Origin of the sequence: Photobacterium sanguinicancri, assembly GCF_002265265.1 — a bacterium.
In the GTDB taxonomy this organism is placed as follows: domain Bacteria; phylum Pseudomonadota; class Gammaproteobacteria; order Enterobacterales; family Vibrionaceae; genus Photobacterium; species Photobacterium sanguinicancri.
Genome location: NZ_NOIF01000048.1, coordinates 1 through 20,927 on the forward strand (window position 1 = coordinate 1; position 20,927 = coordinate 20,927).

General features: G+C 44.1%; 20 protein-coding genes. 6 read left to right on the forward strand and 14 right to left on the reverse strand.

The window, feature by feature from the left end; translation table 11 throughout:
• Positions 1-58 precede the first annotated feature (58 nt).
• From sucD to sdhC, 8 genes are all read right to left on the reverse strand, one after another.
• Positions 59-931, reverse strand: coding sequence for a succinate--CoA ligase subunit alpha (sucD, locus tag ASV53_RS09625; RefSeq protein ID WP_094956942.1), 873 nt, complete (start codon positions 929-931; stop codon positions 59-61).
• Positions 931-2,097: an ADP-forming succinate--CoA ligase subunit beta gene (gene sucC / locus ASV53_RS09630; RefSeq protein WP_062689906.1), complete on the reverse strand. Its 1,167-nt coding sequence runs from the start codon at positions 2,095-2,097 to the stop codon at positions 931-933. Before sucC ends, sucD begins: the two co-directional genes overlap by 1 nt.
• 141 nt (positions 2,098-2,238) lie before the next feature.
• Complete coding sequence (gene odhB, locus ASV53_RS09635) at positions 2,239-3,453, reverse strand: 2-oxoglutarate dehydrogenase complex dihydrolipoyllysine-residue succinyltransferase (RefSeq protein WP_094956943.1); 1,215 nt, start codon at positions 3,451-3,453, stop codon at positions 2,239-2,241.
• Positions 3,454-3,505: 52 nt separating this feature from the next.
• Positions 3,506-6,316, reverse strand: coding sequence for a 2-oxoglutarate dehydrogenase E1 component (gene sucA / locus ASV53_RS09640; RefSeq protein WP_094956944.1), 2,811 nt, complete (start codon positions 6,314-6,316; stop codon positions 3,506-3,508).
• Between the two features lie 105 nt (positions 6,317-6,421).
• Positions 6,422-7,135, reverse strand: coding sequence for a succinate dehydrogenase iron-sulfur subunit (locus tag ASV53_RS09645; RefSeq protein WP_094956945.1), 714 nt, complete (start codon positions 7,133-7,135; stop codon positions 6,422-6,424).
• Positions 7,136-7,149: 14 nt separating this feature from the next.
• A complete protein-coding gene (gene sdhA / locus ASV53_RS09650) occupies positions 7,150-8,916 on the reverse strand; it encodes a succinate dehydrogenase flavoprotein subunit (RefSeq protein ID WP_094956946.1) in 1,767 nt (588 codons plus the stop codon).
• The gene (gene sdhD / locus ASV53_RS09655) at positions 8,917-9,264 is read right to left on the reverse strand and encodes a succinate dehydrogenase, hydrophobic membrane anchor protein (protein WP_094956947.1); all 348 of its coding nucleotides are present in this window, start codon (positions 9,262-9,264) and stop codon (positions 8,917-8,919) included.
• Positions 9,258-9,644: a succinate dehydrogenase cytochrome b556 subunit gene (sdhC, locus tag ASV53_RS09660; protein ID WP_094956948.1), complete on the reverse strand. Its 387-nt coding sequence runs from the start codon at positions 9,642-9,644 to the stop codon at positions 9,258-9,260. The genes sdhD and sdhC overlap by 7 nt, the downstream gene beginning before the upstream one ends.
• A 411-nt stretch (positions 9,645-10,055) precedes the next feature.
• Between sdhC and ASV53_RS09665 the strand changes: the two genes are divergently transcribed.
• Positions 10,056-11,345, forward strand: a complete 1,290-nt coding sequence (locus ASV53_RS09665) for a citrate synthase (protein WP_048898703.1) — start codon at positions 10,056-10,058, stop codon at positions 11,343-11,345.
• 118 nt (positions 11,346-11,463) lie between these two features.
• On the opposite strand, the gene ASV53_RS09670 is transcribed toward ASV53_RS09665, so the two are convergent.
• Positions 11,464-12,222 carry a Nif3-like dinuclear metal center hexameric protein gene (locus ASV53_RS09670; RefSeq protein ID WP_094956949.1) on the reverse strand — a complete coding sequence of 253 codons (759 nt, stop codon included), beginning with the start codon at positions 12,220-12,222 and terminating at the stop codon, positions 11,464-11,466.
• Positions 12,223-12,330: 108 nt separating this feature from the next.
• Here ASV53_RS09670 and ASV53_RS09675 point away from each other — a divergent pair, with 108 nt between their 5' ends.
• On the forward strand, positions 12,331-13,167 hold the full coding sequence (locus ASV53_RS09675) for a DUF1853 family protein (protein WP_094956950.1): 837 nt from the start codon (positions 12,331-12,333) through the stop codon (positions 13,165-13,167).
• Positions 13,168-13,239: 72 nt separating this feature from the next.
• Here the strand turns inward: ASV53_RS09675 and pgm are convergent, their stop codons facing one another.
• Positions 13,240-14,886: a phosphoglucomutase (alpha-D-glucose-1,6-bisphosphate-dependent) gene (gene pgm, locus ASV53_RS09680; protein WP_094956951.1), complete on the reverse strand. Its 1,647-nt coding sequence runs from the start codon at positions 14,884-14,886 to the stop codon at positions 13,240-13,242.
• A 39-nt stretch (positions 14,887-14,925) separates the two neighbouring features.
• Positions 14,926-15,477, reverse strand: coding sequence for a replication initiation negative regulator SeqA (seqA, locus tag ASV53_RS09685; RefSeq protein WP_062690032.1), 552 nt, complete (start codon positions 15,475-15,477; stop codon positions 14,926-14,928).
• A 103-nt stretch (positions 15,478-15,580) separates the two neighbouring features.
• Between seqA and ASV53_RS09690 the strand changes: the two genes are divergently transcribed.
• The 3 genes from ASV53_RS09690 (at position 15,581) to fldA (ending at position 17,442) form a co-directional block, all read left to right on the forward strand.
• The gene (locus ASV53_RS09690) at positions 15,581-16,342 is read left to right on the forward strand and encodes an alpha/beta fold hydrolase (protein WP_062689889.1); all 762 of its coding nucleotides are present in this window, start codon (positions 15,581-15,583) and stop codon (positions 16,340-16,342) included.
• 145 nt (positions 16,343-16,487) lie between these two features.
• On the forward strand, positions 16,488-16,709 hold the full coding sequence (locus ASV53_RS09695; RefSeq protein ID WP_094956952.1) for a DUF2788 domain-containing protein: 222 nt from the start codon (positions 16,488-16,490) through the stop codon (positions 16,707-16,709).
• A 205-nt stretch (positions 16,710-16,914) separates the two neighbouring features.
• Complete coding sequence (fldA, locus tag ASV53_RS09700) at positions 16,915-17,442, forward strand: flavodoxin FldA (RefSeq protein WP_062689887.1); 528 nt, start codon at positions 16,915-16,917, stop codon at positions 17,440-17,442.
• A gap of 119 nt (positions 17,443-17,561) precedes the next feature.
• Here the strand turns inward: fldA and ASV53_RS09705 are convergent, their stop codons facing one another.
• Positions 17,562-18,059 carry a DUF4442 domain-containing protein gene (locus ASV53_RS09705; protein ID WP_094956953.1) on the reverse strand — a complete coding sequence of 166 codons (498 nt, stop codon included), beginning with the start codon at positions 18,057-18,059 and terminating at the stop codon, positions 17,562-17,564.
• 277 nt (positions 18,060-18,336) lie between these two features.
• Between ASV53_RS09705 and fur the strand changes: the two genes are divergently transcribed.
• On the forward strand, positions 18,337-18,783 hold the full coding sequence (gene fur / locus ASV53_RS09710; RefSeq protein ID WP_094956954.1) for a ferric iron uptake transcriptional regulator: 447 nt from the start codon (positions 18,337-18,339) through the stop codon (positions 18,781-18,783).
• Positions 18,784-18,902: 119 nt separating this feature from the next.
• On the opposite strand, the gene glnS is transcribed toward fur, so the two are convergent.
• Together glnS and ASV53_RS26115 are read right to left on the reverse strand one after the other, a co-directional pair.
• On the reverse strand, positions 18,903-20,564 hold the full coding sequence (glnS, locus tag ASV53_RS09715) for a glutamine--tRNA ligase (RefSeq protein ID WP_094956955.1): 1,662 nt from the start codon (positions 20,562-20,564) through the stop codon (positions 18,903-18,905).
• Between the two features lie 144 nt (positions 20,565-20,708).
• Positions 20,709-20,840: a hypothetical protein gene (locus tag ASV53_RS26115; RefSeq protein ID WP_275657095.1), complete on the reverse strand. Its 132-nt coding sequence runs from the start codon at positions 20,838-20,840 to the stop codon at positions 20,709-20,711.
• Positions 20,841-20,927 lie beyond the last annotated feature (87 nt).

Genomic DNA, 20,927 nt, shown 5'->3' on the forward strand with positions numbered 1-20,927 from the left:
ATACTTCACATAAAAAAACCCGCTAACCAGTAGCGGGTTTTTATTACATATTAAAAGCTTACCAACCAGTGACTTCACGTAATGCAGAGCCAATCTCGGCTAAACTTTTCACTGTCTTAACGCCTGCAGCTTCAAGTGCCGCAAACTTATCTTCAGCCGTACCTTTACCACCAGAAATAATCGCACCAGCATGACCCATACGTTTACCTGGAGGCGCGGTTACACCTGCGATATAGGAAACAACTGGTTTAGTCACGTTAGCTTTAATGTAAGCCGCGGCTTCTTCTTCTGCTGTGCCACCGATCTCACCAATCATTACAATTGCTTCTGTGGCTGGATCTTTTTCAAACATTTCTAGAATGTCGATAAAGTTTGAGCCTGGGATCGGGTCACCACCAATGCCAACACACGTAGACTGACCAAAACCTTCATCCGTCGTTTGTTTAACCGCTTCATACGTTAGCGTACCAGAGCGAGAAACAATGCCGACTTTACCCGCTTTGTGAATATGGCCAGGCATGATACCAATCTTGCACTCATCAGGTGTGATAACACCCGGACAGTTAGGACCGATCATGCGCACACCAGCTTCATCAAGACGCACTTTAACATCCAGCATATCCAGCGTTGGAATACCTTCTGTGATAGTAACAATTAGCTTAATGCCTGCATCAATCGCTTCAAGAATCGCATCTTTACAGAACGGCGCAGGTACATAAATCACAGAAGCCGTTGCACCTGTTGATTCAACCGCTTCACGTACGGTATTAAAAACAGGTAGACCTAAGTGTTCTGTACCGCCTTTACCCGGTGAAACACCACCCACCATTTGTGTACCGTAAGCAATAGCTTGCTCAGAGTGGAATGTACCTTGGCCACCAGTAAAGCCCTGACAAATTACTTTGGTATCTTTATTAATTAGAACTGACATTATTTACCCTCCGCCGCAGCAACTACTTTCTCAGCTGCTTCAGTCAACGAAGTCGCAGCAATAATGTTTAGGCCGCTTTCAGCCAGTTTGGACGCACCTAGCTCAGCATTGTTGCCTTCAAGGCGAACAACCACAGGCACTTCTACGCCAACTTCTTCAACAGCACCAATGATACCTTCTGCGATCAAATCACAGCGAACGATACCACCGAAAATGTTTACCAATACGGCTTTAACATTGCTATCAGAAAGGATAATTTTGAATGCTTCTGTTACACGCTCTTTTGTTGCACCACCGCCAACATCAAGGAAGTTAGCAGGCTGGCCACCATGTAGGTTAACGATATCCATCGTACCCATAGCAAGACCTGCACCATTAACCATGCAGCCGATGCTGCCATCTAGCGCGACGTAGTTAAGTTCCCACTTCGCGGCATGTGCTTCACGCTCATCTTCTTGCGATGGATCGTGCATTTCACGCAATTTTGGCTGGCGATACATAGCATTTGAATCAATATTAATTTTACCATCCAGACAAACTAGGTTGTTATCACCGGTAATCACTAGAGGGTTAATTTCAAGTAGTGCAAGATCGTACTCAGAGAACATGTTTCCAAGACCCATAAAGATCTTAGTGAATTGCTTAATTTGGTCGCCTTTAAGACCAAGTTTGAATGCTAATTCACGGCCTTGGTATGCCTGAGGACCCACTAATGGATCAATTGCCGCTTTATGAATAAGTTCTGGCGTTTCTTCTGCTACTTTTTCGATTTCCACACCACCTTCAGTCGATGCCATGAAAACCACGCGGCGAGTACCACGGTCAACAACCGCACCTAAGTACAGTTCATTTGCGATATTAGATGCTTCTTCAACCAGAATTTTTGTCACTGGCTGACCATTTGCGTCTGTTTGGTAAGTGATTAGGTTTTTACCCAACCATTTCTGTGCAAATTCTTTAATGCCTTCTTTTGTGTCATGCAGCTCTACACCACCCGCTTTACCACGGCCACCAGCGTGAACTTGACATTTTACTACCCATTTGTCGCCGCCGATTTTACCCGCCGCTTCAGCTGCTTCTTGTGGTGTATCACAAGCATAGCCTTCTGGAACTGGCAGACCGTATTCAGCGAACAGCTGTTTTGCCTGATATTCGTGCAGATTCATGATGTTCTATCCGTTTTTATATCCCTTAGGGGATTTGTTATATCCATCTGATGTAGCACTTATGCCCTACACCACTCATACCTGAACTCAAACTAGGCCGAACGTGAGCATGTTCGGCCTGCACTATTTATCAACCAGGTATTACACGTCTAGTAATAGGCGTGTTGGGTCTTCTAATAAGTCTTTAATCGTAACCAAATAGCCCACTGATTCACGACCATCCACAATGCGGTGATCATAAGACAGTGCTAGGTACATCATCGGTAAAATTTCAACTTTGCCATCCACAGCCATTGGGCGGTCTTGGATTTTGTGCATACCAAGGATCGCAGATTGTGGTGGGTTAATAATCGGAGTCGACATTAACGACCCAAATACGCCGCCATTGGTAATGGTAAAGTTACCACCCGTTAGATCATCAACTGTCAGTTTGCCATCGCGGCCTTTCAATGCGAGTTCGCGAATACCTTTTTCAATCTCAGCAAGGCTTAGCTTGTCGCAATCACGTAGCACTGGCGTTACCAAACCACGAGGTGTTGACACCGCAATGCTGACATCAAAGTAGTTATGGTAAACAATGTCTTCGCCATCTAAAGATGCATTGACTTCAGGGTAACGTTTTAGTGCTTCTACAACCGCTTTCACGTAAAAAGACATAAAACCAAGACGAATACCATGACGCTCTTCAAAGATGTCTTTGTATTGCTTACGAAGATCCATGATTGGCTTCATGTTTACTTCATTGAATGTCGTTAGCATCGCTGTACTGTTTTTCGCTTCAAGCAAACGTTCAGCAACACGCTTACGTAGGCGTGTCATTGGCACTCGCTTCTCACTACGATGAGCAAGTGGCGCTTCTACTTTAGCTTCAACAACCGGAGCTGCAGCAGGCGCAGTTTTAGCTTCTTTTACGTAAGCTTCAACATCTTCACGAGTAATACGACCGCCAACACCCGTACCTTTTACATCAGATGCTTTGATGCTGTGCTCGCCAAGCAGGCGACGTACTGTCGGGCTCAGCGCCCCATTATTTTCTTCAGAAAGAGCCGCTGTATTACGTTTGTTTGGTGACGCTTCAGCTTCAGCTGGTACATCTTTTGTTGGCTCACCGGCAACAGCACCAACTTTTAGCTTACCAATCAGTTGCTTGGTAAGAACGGTCGTACCTTCACCTTCAAAAATTGCTTCTAGAATTCCGTCTTCAGGCGCGGGAACTTCTAGTACAACTTTATCCGTTTCAATGTCGACTAACACTTCATCGCGTGCTACCGCATCACCAGGTTTTTTATGCCATGTTGCTACTGTCGCATCTGCAACAGATTCAGGTAAATCGGGAACGAAGATTTCGATTGTCATATCGGTTTTTTCCTTTTTGTTCCAGTGCCTAATCGAGGTCACTAGGGCTCAATTAAGCAATAGTCAATGCGTCTTCAATTAACGCTTTTTGTTGTTTCAAGTGTACCGACATGTAACCTACAGCCGGAGAAGCAGAAGCTGGACGTCCGGCATAATTAAGATCAGCACCTTTTGGCAATGCTGAACGGAAATTATGCTGGCTTGAATACCATGCCCCTTGATTTTGTGGCTCTTCCTGACACCATACAAAATCCGATACATGTTGGTAATCAGCTAATGCTGCTTCAACATCTTCTTTAGGGAATGGGTAAAGCTGCTCAATACGAACAATCGCCACATCAGTCTGTTCATTCTTACGACGCTGATCGAGCAGGTCGAAATAGACTTTACCTGAACAGAACACAACACGTTTTACTTGTGTTGAATCAAGGTCATCAACTTCGCCAATCGCAGGTTGGAAACTGCCATTCGCCAGTTCATCCATAGTTGAAGTACAAAGAGGGTGGCGAAGTAATGATTTAGGTGACATTACAATCATAGGTCGACGCATAGGGCGAACCACCTGACGACGCAGCATGTGGTAAACCTGTGCTGGCGTAGACGGTACGATTACTTGCATATTTTGTTCTGCACATAACTGTAAGTAACGTTCTAGACGAGCAGATGAATGTTCTGGACCTTGCCCTTCGTAGCCATGTGGTAGCAGCATGGTTAAACCACACATACGGCCCCACTTTTGTTCACCTGAACTGATGAACTGATCGATAACAACCTGAGCACCATTTGCAAAATCGCCAAACTGTGCTTCCCAAACGGTTAAACCGCTTGGCTCTGCTGTTGCATAACCATATTCAAATGCCAGCACTGCCTCTTCCGATAAAACAGAGTCAAACACTTGGAAAGTGCCTTGCTTATCATGAATATTAGCCAGCGGAATATAGGTACTTGCATCGCCTTGATTATGTAGAACCGCATGACGGTGGAAGAAGGTACCGCGCCCCGAATCCTGACCGGTAATACGAATACGATTACCGTCATCAACCAAAGTCGCATAGGCGAGTGTTTCAGCCATACCCCAATCAACCGCTTTCTCTTCAGCAATCATCAACAAACGATCGTTGTAGAGTTTTTGAACACGACTTTGTAGCGTGTGGCTATCAGGGAACTGGCACACACGCTGACCAAGTTCAACTAAACGCTGCTTGTCAACTTTGCTTGTCCAATCGACTGTCCAGTCATGGCCTAAGTAAGGTTCCCAATCCACTGAATGCAGTTTCATTGGGCGCCACTCTTTCACCACACACTCACCGCGGTCTAATGCATCACGGTATTCATTAATCAGTGCCGTTGCTGTTTCTAGTTCAACGGTTGAAACATCCGTTAAAGCATCCGCATATATTTTACGTGGAGTAGGATGTTTCTTGATTTTTTGGTACATCAAAGGCTGAGTCGCATTTGGCTCATCAGCTTCATTGTGGCCATGACGGCGGTAACATACCAAATCAATCACAACATCACGTTTGAATTCATTTCGGTAATCAAATGCAATGCGCGTTACAAATGCAACGGCTTCAGGATCATCCGCATTTACATGGAAAATCGGAGCCTGAACCATTTTTGCAATATCGGTACAGTATTGCGTTGAGCGCATATCCTGAGGATTTGATGTCGTGAAACCGATTTGGTTATTAACAACAATACGTACTGTTCCACCCACGCGGTAACCACGGGACTGAGACATATTGAATGTTTCAGCCACGACGCCCTGCCCTGCTATTGCAGAATCACCATGAATAGTAATCGGCAGTACTTTAGAACCATCACAATCGCCTAAACGATCTTGACGAGCACGAACAGAGCCAACAACCACAGGATTTACAATTTCAAGGTGAGATGGGTTGAATGCCAATGCTAAATGCACATCACCACCCGGTGTTGCAAAGTCTGCTGAAAAACCTTGGTGATATTTCACATCACCTGTACCCCATGATTCGCCATGTTTACCCGCGAATTCATCGAATAAGTCTTGTGGTTTTTTACCTAGAACGTTTACCAACATGTTCAAGCGACCACGGTGAGCCATGCCCACAACAACCTCACGAACACCTTGTGCACCCGCATGACGAATTAATTCTTTCATCATAGGGATCATTGCATCACCACCTTCAAGCGAGAAACGTTTAGCACCAGGGAATTTAGCCCCTAGGTAACGCTCTAACCCTTCCGCTGCAGTGAGTTCTTCTAGGAAAGTTATTTTTTCTTCTTGACTGAAAGTACCTTGACCAACCACGGATTCTAAACGTTGTTGAATCCAACGTTTTTCATCTGTGTTTGTCATGTGCATATATTCCGCACCGATTGAACCACAGTAGGTTTTTTTCAATGCATCATAAATTTCAGACAATTTCATGGTTTCTTTGCCGATAGCAAACGAACCCACGTTGAAGCTTTGATCGAAGTCTTCCGCTGTTAATGTATGGAAAGCTGGATCTAAGTCTTCGACTTTTTCCCGTTGCCATATGCCGAGCGGATCAAGATTTGCGTGTTGATGTCCGCGGAAGCGGTACGCATTAATGAGCTGTAGAACTTTAACCTGCTTGGCATCCACATCTGGATCACTGACGCTTGCGCTTAAAAAAGTTGTCTCTTTAGCTAAACGTCGGAAGTAATCACGTACACGCGAATGAGGTTGTTCAACAACGGTCTCTTCCGCTACAGGTAAGCCGTCAAATACGTCTCGCCATACGTCATCAACTAAGTCTGGGTCGCTAAGATACAACTCGTAGAGATCCTCTACATAAGTCGCATTGGCGCCAGCCAGGTGTGAAGACTCAAGCCATGTCTTCATAACGCCATTCTGCATTGTTTTCCCTTAACCACTAGTTATCGCCAATTGCTCTGGTCTAAGCCGAGCTTATAAAAGCTGGCTTCCAATTTATTGGTCACCAGCATATCGATAATATGAATTTTATACTGCGCGTTTAAGCAGCATAGTTTTGATATGTCCGATTGCCTTCGTCGGATTTAATCCCTTAGGACAAACATTTACACAGTTCATGATGCCATGGCAACGAAAAACACTAAAAGCGTCGTCAAGATCGGATAATCGCTCATCTGTTGCAGTGTCTCGACTATCAATTAGCCAACGATAGGCAGCAAGTAAGCCAGCAGGACCAATAAACTTGTCGGGATTCCACCAGAATGAAGGACAAGAAGTAGAGCAGCATGCACACATAATACAGTCGTACAAACCATCTAAATGCGCGCGATCTTCTGGTGATTGCAAGTTCTCACGTGCTGGTGGTAATGAGCCATCATCAATAAGAAATGGCTTCACCTTGGCGTAGTTTGTATAGAACTGATCCATATCAATGATGAGATCGCGAATCACAGGCAATCCAGGTAATGGACGGATCACTATTGTACTCTCGCCAGTTAGCGCCGAGAGTGGTGTGATACAAGCCAAGCCATTTTTGCCATTCATGTTAATACCGTCTGAGCCACATACACCTTCGCGACATGAACGACGGAATGATAACGTTGAGTCTTGCTCTTTCAACAAAATTAACGCATCCAGTACCATCATGTCTGAACCTTCAGGCACATCAAGGGTGTAACCTTTCATATGCGGTGCATTGTCGACATCAGGGTTATAACGGTAAATTGAAAAATTCAGTTTCATAATTTATCCCTCCCCTAGTATGTACGAGCTTTAGGCGGAAAAGCTTCACGATGAATCGGAGCCATATTTACATCACGCTTCGACATCTCTTCTGTCTCTGGGTTGTAAATAGAGTGGCACAGCCAATTCGCATCATCACGTTCAGGAAAGTCAAAACGCGCATGAGCACCACGGCTTTCAGTACGGTAATTTGCGGCAACCGCTGTTGCGTATGCCGTTTCCATCAGGTTATCAAGTTCAAGACACTCGATACGCTGGGTATTAAATTCAGAAGATGTGTCATCTAGACGCGCTTCTTTCAAGCGCTCACGAATAACTTTCAGTTCACTCAGGCCTTTCGCCATCGCATCACCTTCACGGAATACCGAGAAGTTGTTCTGCATACAAGATTGCAGGTCTTTGCGAATTTCTACTGGGTCTTCACCTTTTTGGGTGGTATTCCAGCGGTTAACTCGGCTTAGTGACGCTTCAATATCAGAGTCAGTTGCGGGACGAGCTTCCGATTGTGCTGCTAAGGTTTCGCCAAGATGCAAACCTGTAGCACGGCCAAAGACCACCAAATCAAGCAGTGAGTTACCACCTAGACGGTTGGCACCATGCACCGATACCGAAGCAATCTCACCACAAGCAAACAAACCTTGAACTTCTTCGTCTTGACCAAATGCGGTTTGCTTCAGTGCTTGCCCTGAAACTTGTGTTGGGACACCGCCCATCATGTAGTGACAGGTTGGAATAACAGGAATTGGCTCTTTTACTGGGTCAATATGTGCAAAGGTACGTGAAAGTTCACAAATACCAGGAAGACGAGATTCAAGTACGTCTTTACCTAAGTGATCTAGCTTCAACTTAATGTGTGGACCCCACGGACCGTCACAGCCGCGGCCTTCACGAATTTCAACCATCATTGAACGCGCGACAACATCACGACCAGCAAGATCTTTTGCATTCGGAGCATAACGCTCCATAAAGCGCTCGCCGTCTTTATTCAGCAGATAACCACCTTCACCACGACAGCCTTCTGTAACCAACACACCAGCACCTGCGATACCTGTTGGGTGGAATTGCCACATCTCGATGTCTTGCATTGGAACACCAGCACGCAGCGCCATACCTACACCGTCACCGGTATTGATGTGCGCATTGGTTGTTGATGCGTAAATTCGGCCAGCACCACCAGTTGCTAGGATGGTTGCTTTTGATTTGAAGTAGCAAATCTCACCGGTTTCCATGCAAAGCGCCGTACAACCTAAGATGGCACCATCTTGGTTTTTCACTAAATCAAGCGCATACCACTCAGAAAAGATGGTTGTCTTGTGTTTAATATTTTGTTGGTAAAGCGTATGAAGCAAGGCGTGGCCTGTTCGGTCGGCAGCGGCAGCGGTACGTGCCGCTTGCTCTCCACCAAACTCTTTTGATTGGCCGCCAAAAGGGCGTTGATAAATAGTGCCGTTATCAAACCGAGAAAATGGCAGTCCCATTTTTTCTAGTTCAATAACTGATTTGGGGCCATTCTGGCACATGTATTCAATGGCGTTTTGGTCACCGATATAGTCAGAACCTTTTACGGTATCGTACATGTGCCACTGCCAGTTATCTGGGTGAGAATTACCAAGGGCAACGGTAATACCACCTTGAGCAGATACAGTGTGTGAGCGGGTAGGAAATACTTTAGACAACAAGGCACATTTTAAGCCTTGCTCAGAAATTTGAAGTGCGGCGCGCATACCTGCACCACCAGCACCAATAACAACAGCATCAAATTCTCGAACTGCAATGCTCACTTACGCACCCCACACTATTAAAAAACCTGAAAACAGGTAAACAAGAAGAACAACAACCACTCCCAACTGAAGCCCTGCACGTAAAGCTGCGGGTTTAATATAATCAGTGAGTACTTGCCACAGGCCAATCCATGCATGTACTAAGATCGAAAGTAACGCTAGCAGTGTGAATACACGGGTACTTAACTGGCCAAAAAATGCAGACCAAGTTTCAAACGTTAGTTCCGGACCAAATGCGAAGAATCCGACCATATAGAAGGTGTAAAGTGTAAGGATCAGTGCAGTTGCACGAATTAGAATGAAGTCATGTATGCCATTACGGCCGACAGTTGAAACATTGCCTACCATACTAAGCCTCCTGCAAATACAGAAAGTACCGCTGTAATTGCGAAGCTGACTTTAGCGCTTGCAATCCCAGTTTCCATTTCTTCGAAATACCCCATATCCATCATTAAATGGCGGATACCCACAACGATGTGATAAAACAGCGCAGTTAGGATTCCCCACAGAACAAATTTCACAAAGAAGCTATCGACGATGTCGGCAGCACTTGCAAAGCCTTCAGGGGAAGAAAGTGACATGTTGAGCAGCCACAGTAGGATAGAAATAGAAACAAACGTAATAACGCCGGATACACGGTGTACGATCGACGCAATCGCAGTCAGAGGAAAGCGAATCGTCTGTAGGTCGAGGTTGACAGGTCTTGGCTTTTTTACTTTCACGGTCATTGCCCACTCAGCTCCTTTGGAGCGCATTATTTTTATGAATGAACTCTCCAGTTCATTTTTCCACTTAGCCTCTCAAACAAATGTAACATTTTAGTAACTTACGGTTATTATGTTGTTCTACTATACATTTAGAACATTTATAGCTTTAAGTTACTAATAACATTGATGACTAGAACATTTGTTACCAGCATAGCTGTGCTAGAGACCTGCCGCGATTATATGCCCCGTAACAACCAATTACAAACCTCTTAACATGACATCTAACACGGTTTCGGGAATTCGTACGTTTTTATCGAAAGTTATTAACAAGCGCACACATCACAGCACAAAAATTGACAAAATGAGCTTCGGGCGGTACAACAAATATGCATCCGCCTTGGATTAGGATTATAAAAAACAAAGGAGATTGTTATGGCAGATAAGAACGCTACTCTTCATATTGAAGGGAAGGCTCCTATCGAATTGCCGATTATCGGGGGCACTCAGGGGCCAGAGGTAATTGATGTGCGTAAACTAGGCGCTAACGGTTACTTCACATTCGACCCTGGTTTTCTAGCCACTGCTTCGTGTGAATCACAAATCACCTACATTGATGGTGATAAAGGTATTCTTCTGCACCGCGGCTACCCTATTGATCAACTCGCCAACAATGCTGATTACCTTGAAGTTTGTTACGTCCTATTATATGGCGAAGTACCGACTCGTGAAGAGTACGAAAACTTCCGTACCACTGTGACTCGTCACACTATGGTACACGAGCAAATTGCGAGCTTTTTCCATGGATTCCGTCGTGATGCGCACCCAATGGCTGTTATGTGTGGTGTGGTTGGGGCACTTGCCGCCTTCTATCATGATTCATTAGATATTAATAACGACGAGCACCGTGAAATCACGGCCTTCCGTCTATTGTCTAAAATGCCAACATTAGCGTCGATGTGTTACAAATATTCCATTGGCCAACCGTTTATCTTCCCTCGCAATGATCTTGATTATGCAGAAAATTTCTTGCATATGATGTTCGCTACACCTTGTGAAGAGTACGAAGTTAGCCCGGTTGTCGCACGTGCTATGGACAAAATTTTCACCCTGCACGCTGATCATGAACAAAATGCATCAACGTCAACCGTACGTCTTGCAGGTTCTTCTGGTGCTAACCCATTTGCTTGTATTGCAGCAGGTATTGCATCACTTTGGGGCCCTGCGCATGGTGGCGCTAATGAAGCTTGTCTGAAGATGCTCGAAGAAATTGGCAGTGTTGATCAGATCCCTGAATACATTGATCGCGCTAAAGATAAAGATGACCCGTTCCGCTTAATGGGCTTCGGTCACCGTGTTTACAAGAACTATGACCCACGTGCAACTGTAATGCGTGAAGCATGTCATGAGGTATTGGAAGAGCTTAACATTCAAGATCCACTACTTGATGTAGCAATGGAACTCGAGCGTATTGCACTTTCTGACCCATACTTTATTGATAAGAAATTATATCCGAACGTCGATTTCTACTCAGGTATCATCCTGAAAGCTATCGGTATTCCAGTATCTATGTTTACAGTAATTTTCGCGATGTCGCGTACTGTTGGCTGGATTGCGCACTGGAGCGAGATGCATGCCGATCCTACAAACCGTATTGGTCGTCCTCGTCAGCTTTACACGGGTTACACACAACGTGAATTCCAGCCAATTCATGAGCGTGAATAGCCTTAAAATACAATAGCTAGAACGAAAAAGGGTTGCCAGTGGCAACCCTTTTTTATACCAATCATACGTACCAAACGAGGCTGTATTCATGAAGCAGGCATCAATGATGCCTACACCACTAAACTGGATTATCAATATCAATGAAAGTTACATCAAACTGGTGCTCTTGCACCAGCCACTCACCCAATGCTTTCACGCCATAGCGCTCTGTCGCATGGTGCCCTGCACCGAAATAATGAATGCCTAATTCACGTGCAATATGGGTTGTCCGCTCAGATACCTCACCAGAAATAAAGGCATCAAGGCCTTTCTGTGCTGCTAATTCGATAAAATCCTGACCACCACCAGTACACCAACCGACGGTTTTAATTTCAGCAGGCGCATTATCACCAATATGCAAAGGCTCACGATGTAAGGTCATCGCGATACGTGCCGCCAACTCTTCACCTGTTAATGGCTCTTCAAGTTGACCGTGAATTGCTACGGATTTCGGGTTATCCGCTTCCAAGCCACCCAGTACATCAAACCCTAACAGTTTAGCGAGTTGTGCATTATTACCGATCTCTGAGTGGACATCTAACGGCAAATGATAAGCGTATAAATTAATGCCGTTATCCATCAGCGCTTTGATTCGACGAAACTTCATGCCTCGGATTTCAGCGGCTTCACCTTTCCAGAAGAAACCGTGATGAACCACTAGCGCATCGGCTTTTTCTTCAATAGCGCGATCAATTAAAGCCTGACAAGCTGTCACGCCAGTCACAATTTTTTTAACTTCAGCCTTACCTTCAACCTGTAAGCCATTTGGGCAGTAGTCTTTGATTAAGTGTGGGCTAAGTAGCTTATTTAATACAGCTTCTAATTTTAAATTATTCATTCAGTCTTCCATTTGACGACAGGTGAAGTTAATACCTATAGTGTAGCCATTGTCATCATCCAGATCACCCGCTTACAATGGTGAAAAGCCATTTAGATAATGTATTGAATGAAAACACAACTTTGTTATGACAACGTCCAACAAATCGCAAACGACTTCAATGCGGTATTAACCCTCCCCTCGCTCACCATCCAACAGCGATTCCAAATTGATGATGCTTGGTTAACTGCATTCAAAAACAAGGCTCATATCCCCAACATTGAGGCTTATGAAGGGAACCGACGCTTAGGGTTTTACTATCAATGGCTTTGGCTACAGCTGATCAATGCTCACCCAGATTACGCACTCGTGGCGGAAGAAGTGCAGCTAAATTGGCAAAACCAAACGCTAGGCGCTATCGATTTTCTGGTCAAAAACTTACGCACGAACGAGGTAGAACATTGGGAGGTTGCAATCAAGTTTTATCTTGCCTATCAGGGGCAATGGCTTGGTCCAAATGCCAGTGACAACCTTGATAAAAAAACCGCACGAATGGTTGATCATCAATTGCGCCTCACTGAACACCCCGCTTATCAGACAGTGCTCCAATCGCAATACGGTTTAATTCGACACAAACGCCTGATCATGCAAGGCAGGCTATTTGATTGCATAGATGACAAACAACAGGGGTCGAACATTGCAATAAACCCAGCAACCGTTAACGGTAAGTGGTGTTTCAAACATCAAGCGATTGCATTAACCAAACAGCATTATCAGTTCTTTACTCTTAGTAAACCTCAGTGGATCTGCCCGCCTCGTCCCAGCACCAGTACACAAAAAAAATCACCATACCTTGAACTAGATCAGTTGACGACGCCAACTCAGGCAATCGACCAAAATGACCAAGTATGGTTTATCGTTCCCGATCATTGGCCTTTGCATAACAACGACCTTATCGCGAAGTAGCCGAATTTCAGACATAAAAAAAGACGCCGCTTGGCGTCTTTTCATCATGTAATAATCTAGCTGTAAGGCTAATTACAAACCTGCGTCTGCAAATACTTTACTCACAATTTCTTGTGCTTCGCTTTCAATTAAACGAAGGTGTTCTTCGCCTTTGAAACTTTCGCAGTAGATCTTGTAGATATCTTCAGTGCCTGATGGACGAGCAGCAAACCAACCGTTATCAGTGGTTACTTTCAAGCCACCAATTGCAGCGCCATTACCTGATGCGTGTGTTAAACGCGCAGTGATAGGATCACCAGCCAGTGTTTCTGCCGCTACCATTTCAGGTGAAAGCTTACTTAGTACTGCTTTTTGCTCACCATTGGCAACAGCTTGTAGGCGGTTATACTGGGACTCACCATGCTTAGCCACGAGATCTAGGTAATATTCATGCGGATTCTTACCTGTCACCGCTGTAATTTCAGCAGCTAAAAGACAAAGTAAGATGCCGTCTTTGTCGGTAGACCAAGGCGTACCATTGGTACGTAAGAAAGATGCACCTGCACTCTCTTCACCACCAAAGCCTAGCTCACCAGAATACAAACCATCAACAAACCACTTAAACCCAACTGGTACTTCACAAAGCTCACGGCCAAGGTCAGCAACCACACGGTCAATCAAGGCGCTTGATACTAATGTTTTACCAACCGCAACACTTTCAGACCAGTCAGGACGGTGACGGTATAAGTAATCAATGCACACTGCCAAGTAATGGTTCGGGTTCATTAAACCTGCTGGCGTGACAATACCATGGCGATCGTAATCAGGGTCATTACCAAACGCTAAGTCGTACTTGTCTTTGTGCGCAAGTAAGCCAGCCATTGCGTAAGGAGACGAGCAATCCATACGTACTACGCCATCTTTATCTAATGACATAAAACGGAACGATGGATCGATAGACTCGTTCACCAGCGTCAGGTCTAAGCCGTAATGTGCCGCAATCTGGCGCCAGTATTCAATGCCAGAGCCACCCAGAGGGTCAACACCGATAGTTAGCTTCGCTTTTTGAATTGCAGCCATGTCGATTACATTAACAAGATCGTCAACATAAGGTGCAACCAAATCTAGCTCTACAACAAGCTCACTTGCCAATGCATCTTCAATCGCAACACGCTTCACGTCCACTAAACCATTCGCAATAATCGCGTTAGCACGCGCTTCAATTGCTGTAGTGAGTTCACCTTCCGCTGGGCCACCATGTACAGGGTTGTACTTAATGCCGCCGTCTTGCGGTGGGTTATGTGAAGGCGTAATAACAATACCGTCAGCTTTGTCAGTATTCACTTTATTATGGCAAAGGATGGAATGCGAGATACCCGGTGTTGGGGTATAACCTTTACCGACTTGGATAACAACCTGAACACCATTCGCTACAAGCACTTCTAATGTAGAAGTAAATGCAGGCTCTGACAGTGCATGAGTATCTTTACCTAAGAAAAGCGGACCTGTAACACCTTTTTCTGCACGTACTTCAGCTACCGCTTGAGCAATGGCCCAAATATGATGCTGATTAAACGTGCCTTTATCGGCGGTACCACGGTGACCAGAAGTCCCGAAAGCAACTGCTTGCTGCGGATTATTAGCCTTAGGTTCAATTAGGAAGTAATTAGCCACTAACGCTGGAATATTGTGCATATCTTCTTGCTGGGCTTGCTGCCCAGCACGAGGATGAATCGCCATAAAATTTTCTATCCTTGTAAAAAGAGAGGCTTATTGCCCTTAAATTTCACCGCAAACTTTTTCGGTAATATCACCACCGAAGCCCATTTTAGTCATCAGTTGATCAACCATTTGGCGTTTACGGTCAGTATTCGTATTTGTAATTACCCAGAAAGGTGTCTCAGGAATGGCTTTTGGTTTTGTCGTTTTGCCACTCGCAAGTAAAGTCTCTTCTTGATCTGCGAAATATACACGCGTACGCCCCTTAATGGCCGCAGCTTCTGTGAACCCTTTAGAATCAATGCGATAAAGAGATGATAGGATCATCATAAAGCGACCAATGGCTTTTTCCTGTGCCGCGAACTCGTCAGAGATCAATAGCGATCGCATTTCTTTTACACGATCGATTTGCGGTGTATTACCAGCATCTTTACTTACAACGATACCGCGTGGGCGAACAGGCATTACCGTTTCAGGTGCAACTGCAACCTGAAGGTTTTCCTGAGGCATCATCAGTAATCGACGCAGAATGTCAGAGGCACTTTCACCTATATGCTGAGTTTGGCTAGCAATATAGCGGTATAGCTCGTCGTCGACTTCAATCGTCTTCATCGTAGTGTTCATTATCGTTCCGTTTAAAAATTCACGATGCGATTATAACGTGATATACGGTTATACTCTACGGAAAACCATTAACAACAAGAGAAATTAGTCGGTGAATCTTCATTATCGCGTGGAAGGCGAAGGCGAAGCGATCATTTTGATCCATGGCCTTTTTGGCAGTTTAGACAACCTCGGCTTGTTAGCCCGAGTACTTAAAGAACACTACCAAGTGATCAGCGTGGATCTACGCAATCATGGTCAGTCGCCTAAAAGTGACTGTTTTACCTACCGTGAGATGGCACAAGACGTGCTCACCGTCGTAGATGATCTTCAGCTCAATACGTTCTCTGTAATTGGTCACTCGATGGGTGGTAAAGTTGCCATGGCATTAAGCGAGATCGCTCAAGATCGCTTAACCCAACTTATCGTCATGGATATTGCCCCTGTTGCTTACCAAGAACACCGCCATAAAAATGTGTTTGCAGGCCTACTCGAAGTAGCAAAACATACAGTAAGCAAGCGAAGCGAAGCGGAAACCTACTTAGCTCAGCATGTGGTTGAACCTGGGGTACGTCAGTTCCTACTAAAGTCTTTTGCCAAAGGCGATAACGGGTATGCATGGCGCTTCAATGTTGAGGCACTCATTGCCAATTATTCAACCATTATGGGTTGGTCCCCTATTGAGCCTTTCACTGGTAAAACTTTATTTATTAAAGGTCAAAATTCCGAATATATTCAAACGGCACACCGAAATGACGTTGCGAAACAATTCCCCAACGCTAAAGCCCATATGGTCGCCAATACAGGCCACTGGCTCCATGCTGAAAAACCCGACGTCGTTAGCCGAATTATTCTAAACTTCTTGAATTCGTAACGCGCATTATAACCAATGCCTTATCGCACTGAGCTCTCTTGATGGTATCGCTATCAATATTGCTGATTACCGTTTGCAAGCGTTAACAGTGAGCTATGGGTTATGTTATAGTCTCGCCCTAGCTCAAACGTTGTAGGGAGACAGTGTGTTATACGAGCATATGGATCTGCTTGAATCCATCGGATTGGACTTGTTATTTGCATTGATCTTTTTCTTTATCGGAATGGCGATAAAAGATGTGCTCAATCAAGGCAATGTGCCACCGTTTGGACGGAAAATTGTTTGGCTAGTGCTATTTCTGGGCTGTGCAGGCTTTATAACCAAAGGGTTAATCCAACTAAGTTGGGAAGGTGCTGGGCTCGGATAATGTTTTGTTTCTTAGCATAAAATCACATGCTAAGCAGCGTGTTCACTGAACATATGATAATCATGGAGATAGTTCGATACAAAAGCTATCGCACTAGTTGATCAAAACGATTATCATTAAAATTATTTCAGGCGTTTCCTGAACTAGTTACTAAAAACCGTTAATATTTTTTCGGTCATAATCTTATATACGGGTAATCTCTACTATGGCGAGCGTTGGACTCTTCTTTGGTAGCGACACAGGTAATACCGAAGCTGTCGCGAAAATGATTCAAAAGCAACTAGGCAAAAACTTAGTTGAAGTTAAAGACATTGCTAAAAGCAGCAAAGAAGACATCGATAATTTTGATCTTCTTCTGTTAGGTATCCCTACTTGGTACTACGGTGAAGCTCAGTGTGATTGGGATGATTTCTTCCCTGAACTGGAAGGCATCGACTTTTCAACCAAGCTTGTTGCTATCTTTGGTTGTGGTGACCAAGAAGATTACGCAGAATACTTCTGCGATGCGATGGGTAGCTTACGTGACATCGTAGAAAGCCGTGGTGCAACAGTTGTTGGTCACTTCTCTACAGAAGGCTTCGAGTTTGAAGCATCTAAAGCCTTAGTTGATGATAATCACTTTGTAGGCCTATGTGTTGACGAAGATCGCCAGCCTGAACTAACTGAAGAACGTGTTCAGAAGTGGGTTGGTCAAATCTATGAAGAAATGTGCCTAGCTGAATTAGCAGACTAATTTATTTCGGCATCAAAAAAACGCGCTTTTAAGCGCGTTTTTTATTGCCTGCTAAAACGTAATGACACATTTAGATACTAGCTTCGATATCATCTTTATTCGCAGATACGAAAAATCGACTACTGATGTGCTTCCTCTGCATTTGTGGAATCTTCACGAAAGTGCGGTTTTTTACGGACATAGAGCACACGTTTCACTGTTGCCACGATATCTCCCTCTGCATTCATCACATTCACAACAAATTCAGGGAAGCATTTATCACCTGTCGCAGTGTGTTGCTTAATCCAACGTACACAATCATCTGATATAACAAACTGTGCACTCAGATCAGAACTGCCTGGTTTTAAAAAGTTAATATCGGCTTGTTTATCCCAAACATAATACTCATTGCCTAAGATTCCCATCAGCATTAATGCATAAATAGGATCCGTCAGTGAAAATATGCTGCCCCCATACTGAGTACGATTAGCATTTTTATTCCACCAACGTAATTTAAGCTTTACGTCTACCGCCCGAAAATCATCGCTGATGTGAGTTATGTTAATCCCCGCTCCCCAAAAAGGAGGCCAAAGATTTAATGCATGCCGAACAATATTGGGTTTATAGTATTTATACACAGGCCGATTCCTTTCAACTGGTACGATGAGGCTTAGACACAAAGACTAACAATTTAGTAACAACAAAAAAAGCGAATTTATTTACAGTAAGAATAACTATAACCAACTAAGCATTCACACATACGCATATGACGATTTAAAAAACAGACTAATTATTTGAGGCTGACTAGATTCATCCGCTTTTAAGGTTTATTGTTACCTTATCGTCACTTATAATAAATAAATACGAGAAAGACTACCGCAGACCAACTTTGCGGCTAGCCAATAGGAAACCCAGATGTCAGATAATAACCATGCACTAAAACAAGCAGGTTTGAAGGTTACGCTTCCACGTCTAAAGATTTTAGAAGTGTTACAACAACCAGATTGCCAGCACATTAGTGCTGAAGATTTGTATAAAAAACTAATCGATATTGGTGAAGAGATTGGCCTTGCGACTGTTTACCGCGTCTTAAACCAATTTGATGATGCTGGCATCGTGACACGCCATCACTTCGAAGGCGGCAAGTCTGTTTTTGAATTAGCGACTCAACATCACCATGATCACCTAGTGTGTCTTGATTGTGGCAAAGTAATTGAGTTCTCTGATGATGTAATTGAAGAACGCCAGAAGCAAATTGCTTCAAGCTTTAATGTAAAGTTAACTAACCATAGCCTATACCTCTACGGTCATTGCATGGAAGGTAACTGCACAGAAGACGAAAGCCTTCACGACCAAAAATAATTTACTGCAGCGACTAAAATTATAAGATTAAGAGCTCAACACTTAATCCACTGCATTAAATTAACGATAAAAAAACCAGCCCGAAGGCTGGTTTTTTGTTTGTGCGTTATAACCAGTGATTAATCACCAATTTTTGCCCAAGTATCACGTAGACCAACAGTACGGTTAAAAACAAGCTTCTCTGCAGAAGAGTCTTTAATATCAGCACAGAAATAACCTGTACGCTCAAACTGAAATGCTTTCTCAGCTTCTGCCGTTTGCAACGATGGCTCAACAAAGCCATTTTGCACGTCTAGCGATTCAGGGTTAATAACCGCAACAAAATCATCAGCAGCTGCCGGGTTTGGCACTGTGAATAAACGATCGTATAAACGGAATTCAGCTGAAAGACCCGCTTCTGCGGATACCCAGTGAATTACACCTTTCACTTTACGGCCATCAGCAGGGTTCACACCTAACGTATCAGCATCGTAAGTACAGAAGATCGTTGTGATGTTACCTTCCGCATCTTTTTCGATACGTTCAGCTTTGATCACATACGCGCCACGTAGACGTACTTCTTTGCCTAAAACTAGACGTTTGTACTTCTTGTTCGCTTCTTCACGGAAGTCATCACGCTCGATGTAAACTTCACGGCTAAATGGCACCTGACGCTCACCCATCTCTGGGTTGTTCGGGTGGTTAGCAACCGTTAGTACTTCAGTATCACCAAAGTTTTCGATAACAACTTTAATCGGATCAAGCACAGCCATTGCACGCGGTGCATTGGTATTTAGATCATCACGAATACAAGACTCAAGCGAGCTCATTTCGATCGTGTTATCTTGCTTAGTTACACCAATACGCTTACAGAATTCACGGATAGATGCCGACGTAAAGCCACGACGACGTAAACCTGAGATAGTTGGCATACGTGGATCATCCCAACCTGATACTAATTTATCAGTAACCAGTTGGTTTAGCTTACGCTTAGACATTACCGTGTATTCAAGATTCAGGCGGCTGAACTCGTACTGATGCGGTTGACACTCAATTGTGATGTTATCCAAAACCCAATCATATAGACGGCGGTTATCTTGGAATTCTAACGTACAAATTGAGTGCGTAATGCCTTCTAACGCATCCGAAATACAATGCGTAAAGTCATACATTGGGTAGATGCACCACTTATCACCAGTTTGGTGGTGAGTAGCAAAACGAACACGGTAAATAACCGGATCGCGCATTACCATAAATGGTGAAGCCATATCGATCTTGGCACGAAGACACATCTTGCCTTCTTCAATCTCACCATTTTTCATTTGATCAAACAGTGCAATGTTTTCGTCAACACTACGATCACGGTATGGGCTATGCTTACCTGGCTCAGTTAATGTGCCACGGTATTCGCGCATCTGCTCTGGACTTAGCTCATCAACGTACGCTAAGCCTTTATTAATTAGTTCAACTGCAAACCCGTGTAGCTTATCGAAGTAGTTAGATGAGTAACAAATCTCACCGCTCCACTCGAAGCCTAACCAGTTAACATCGTTCTTAATAGACTCAACGTACTCGATGTCTTCTTTCTCAGGGTTAGTATCATCAAAGCGAAGATTACATTGTCCCTGGTAGTCCTGAGCGATACCGAAGTTCAAACAAATAGATTTAGCATGGCCAATATGCAGGTAGCCGTTCGGCTCCGGCGGGAATCGGGTATGGACGTTTGAATGTTTGCCACTGGCTAAATCCGCATCAATAATTTGGCGGATAAAGTTTGATGGACGAGCTTCAGATTCACTCATCAATTAGACCTCGTGTGCTTACAGGATTTTTGAGTCTTCTATGATCCATAAATATGGCTCACGACTCAACAAATAGTATGCATTGTTTGTTGATATGGATAAAAAAAACCCGCAATAGCGGGGCTAATACAATACATCATTTTATCACAATGCCAATTTAGCACCAATAAACAACATTCCACTCAGGAGTCCACAATGGGATTGAGAACAACCTGCCCCTGAAAAACAAGGGGAAGTCACCGAAATAACTTCTGAACCTTCCATCATCTTTGCCATTATTAAATGCACCATGACAATGAGGGGTACAGAAATCATCTCCTTTAAGCTCTGCTTCTACTTAAAATATCGGCCTCAAATAGAGGC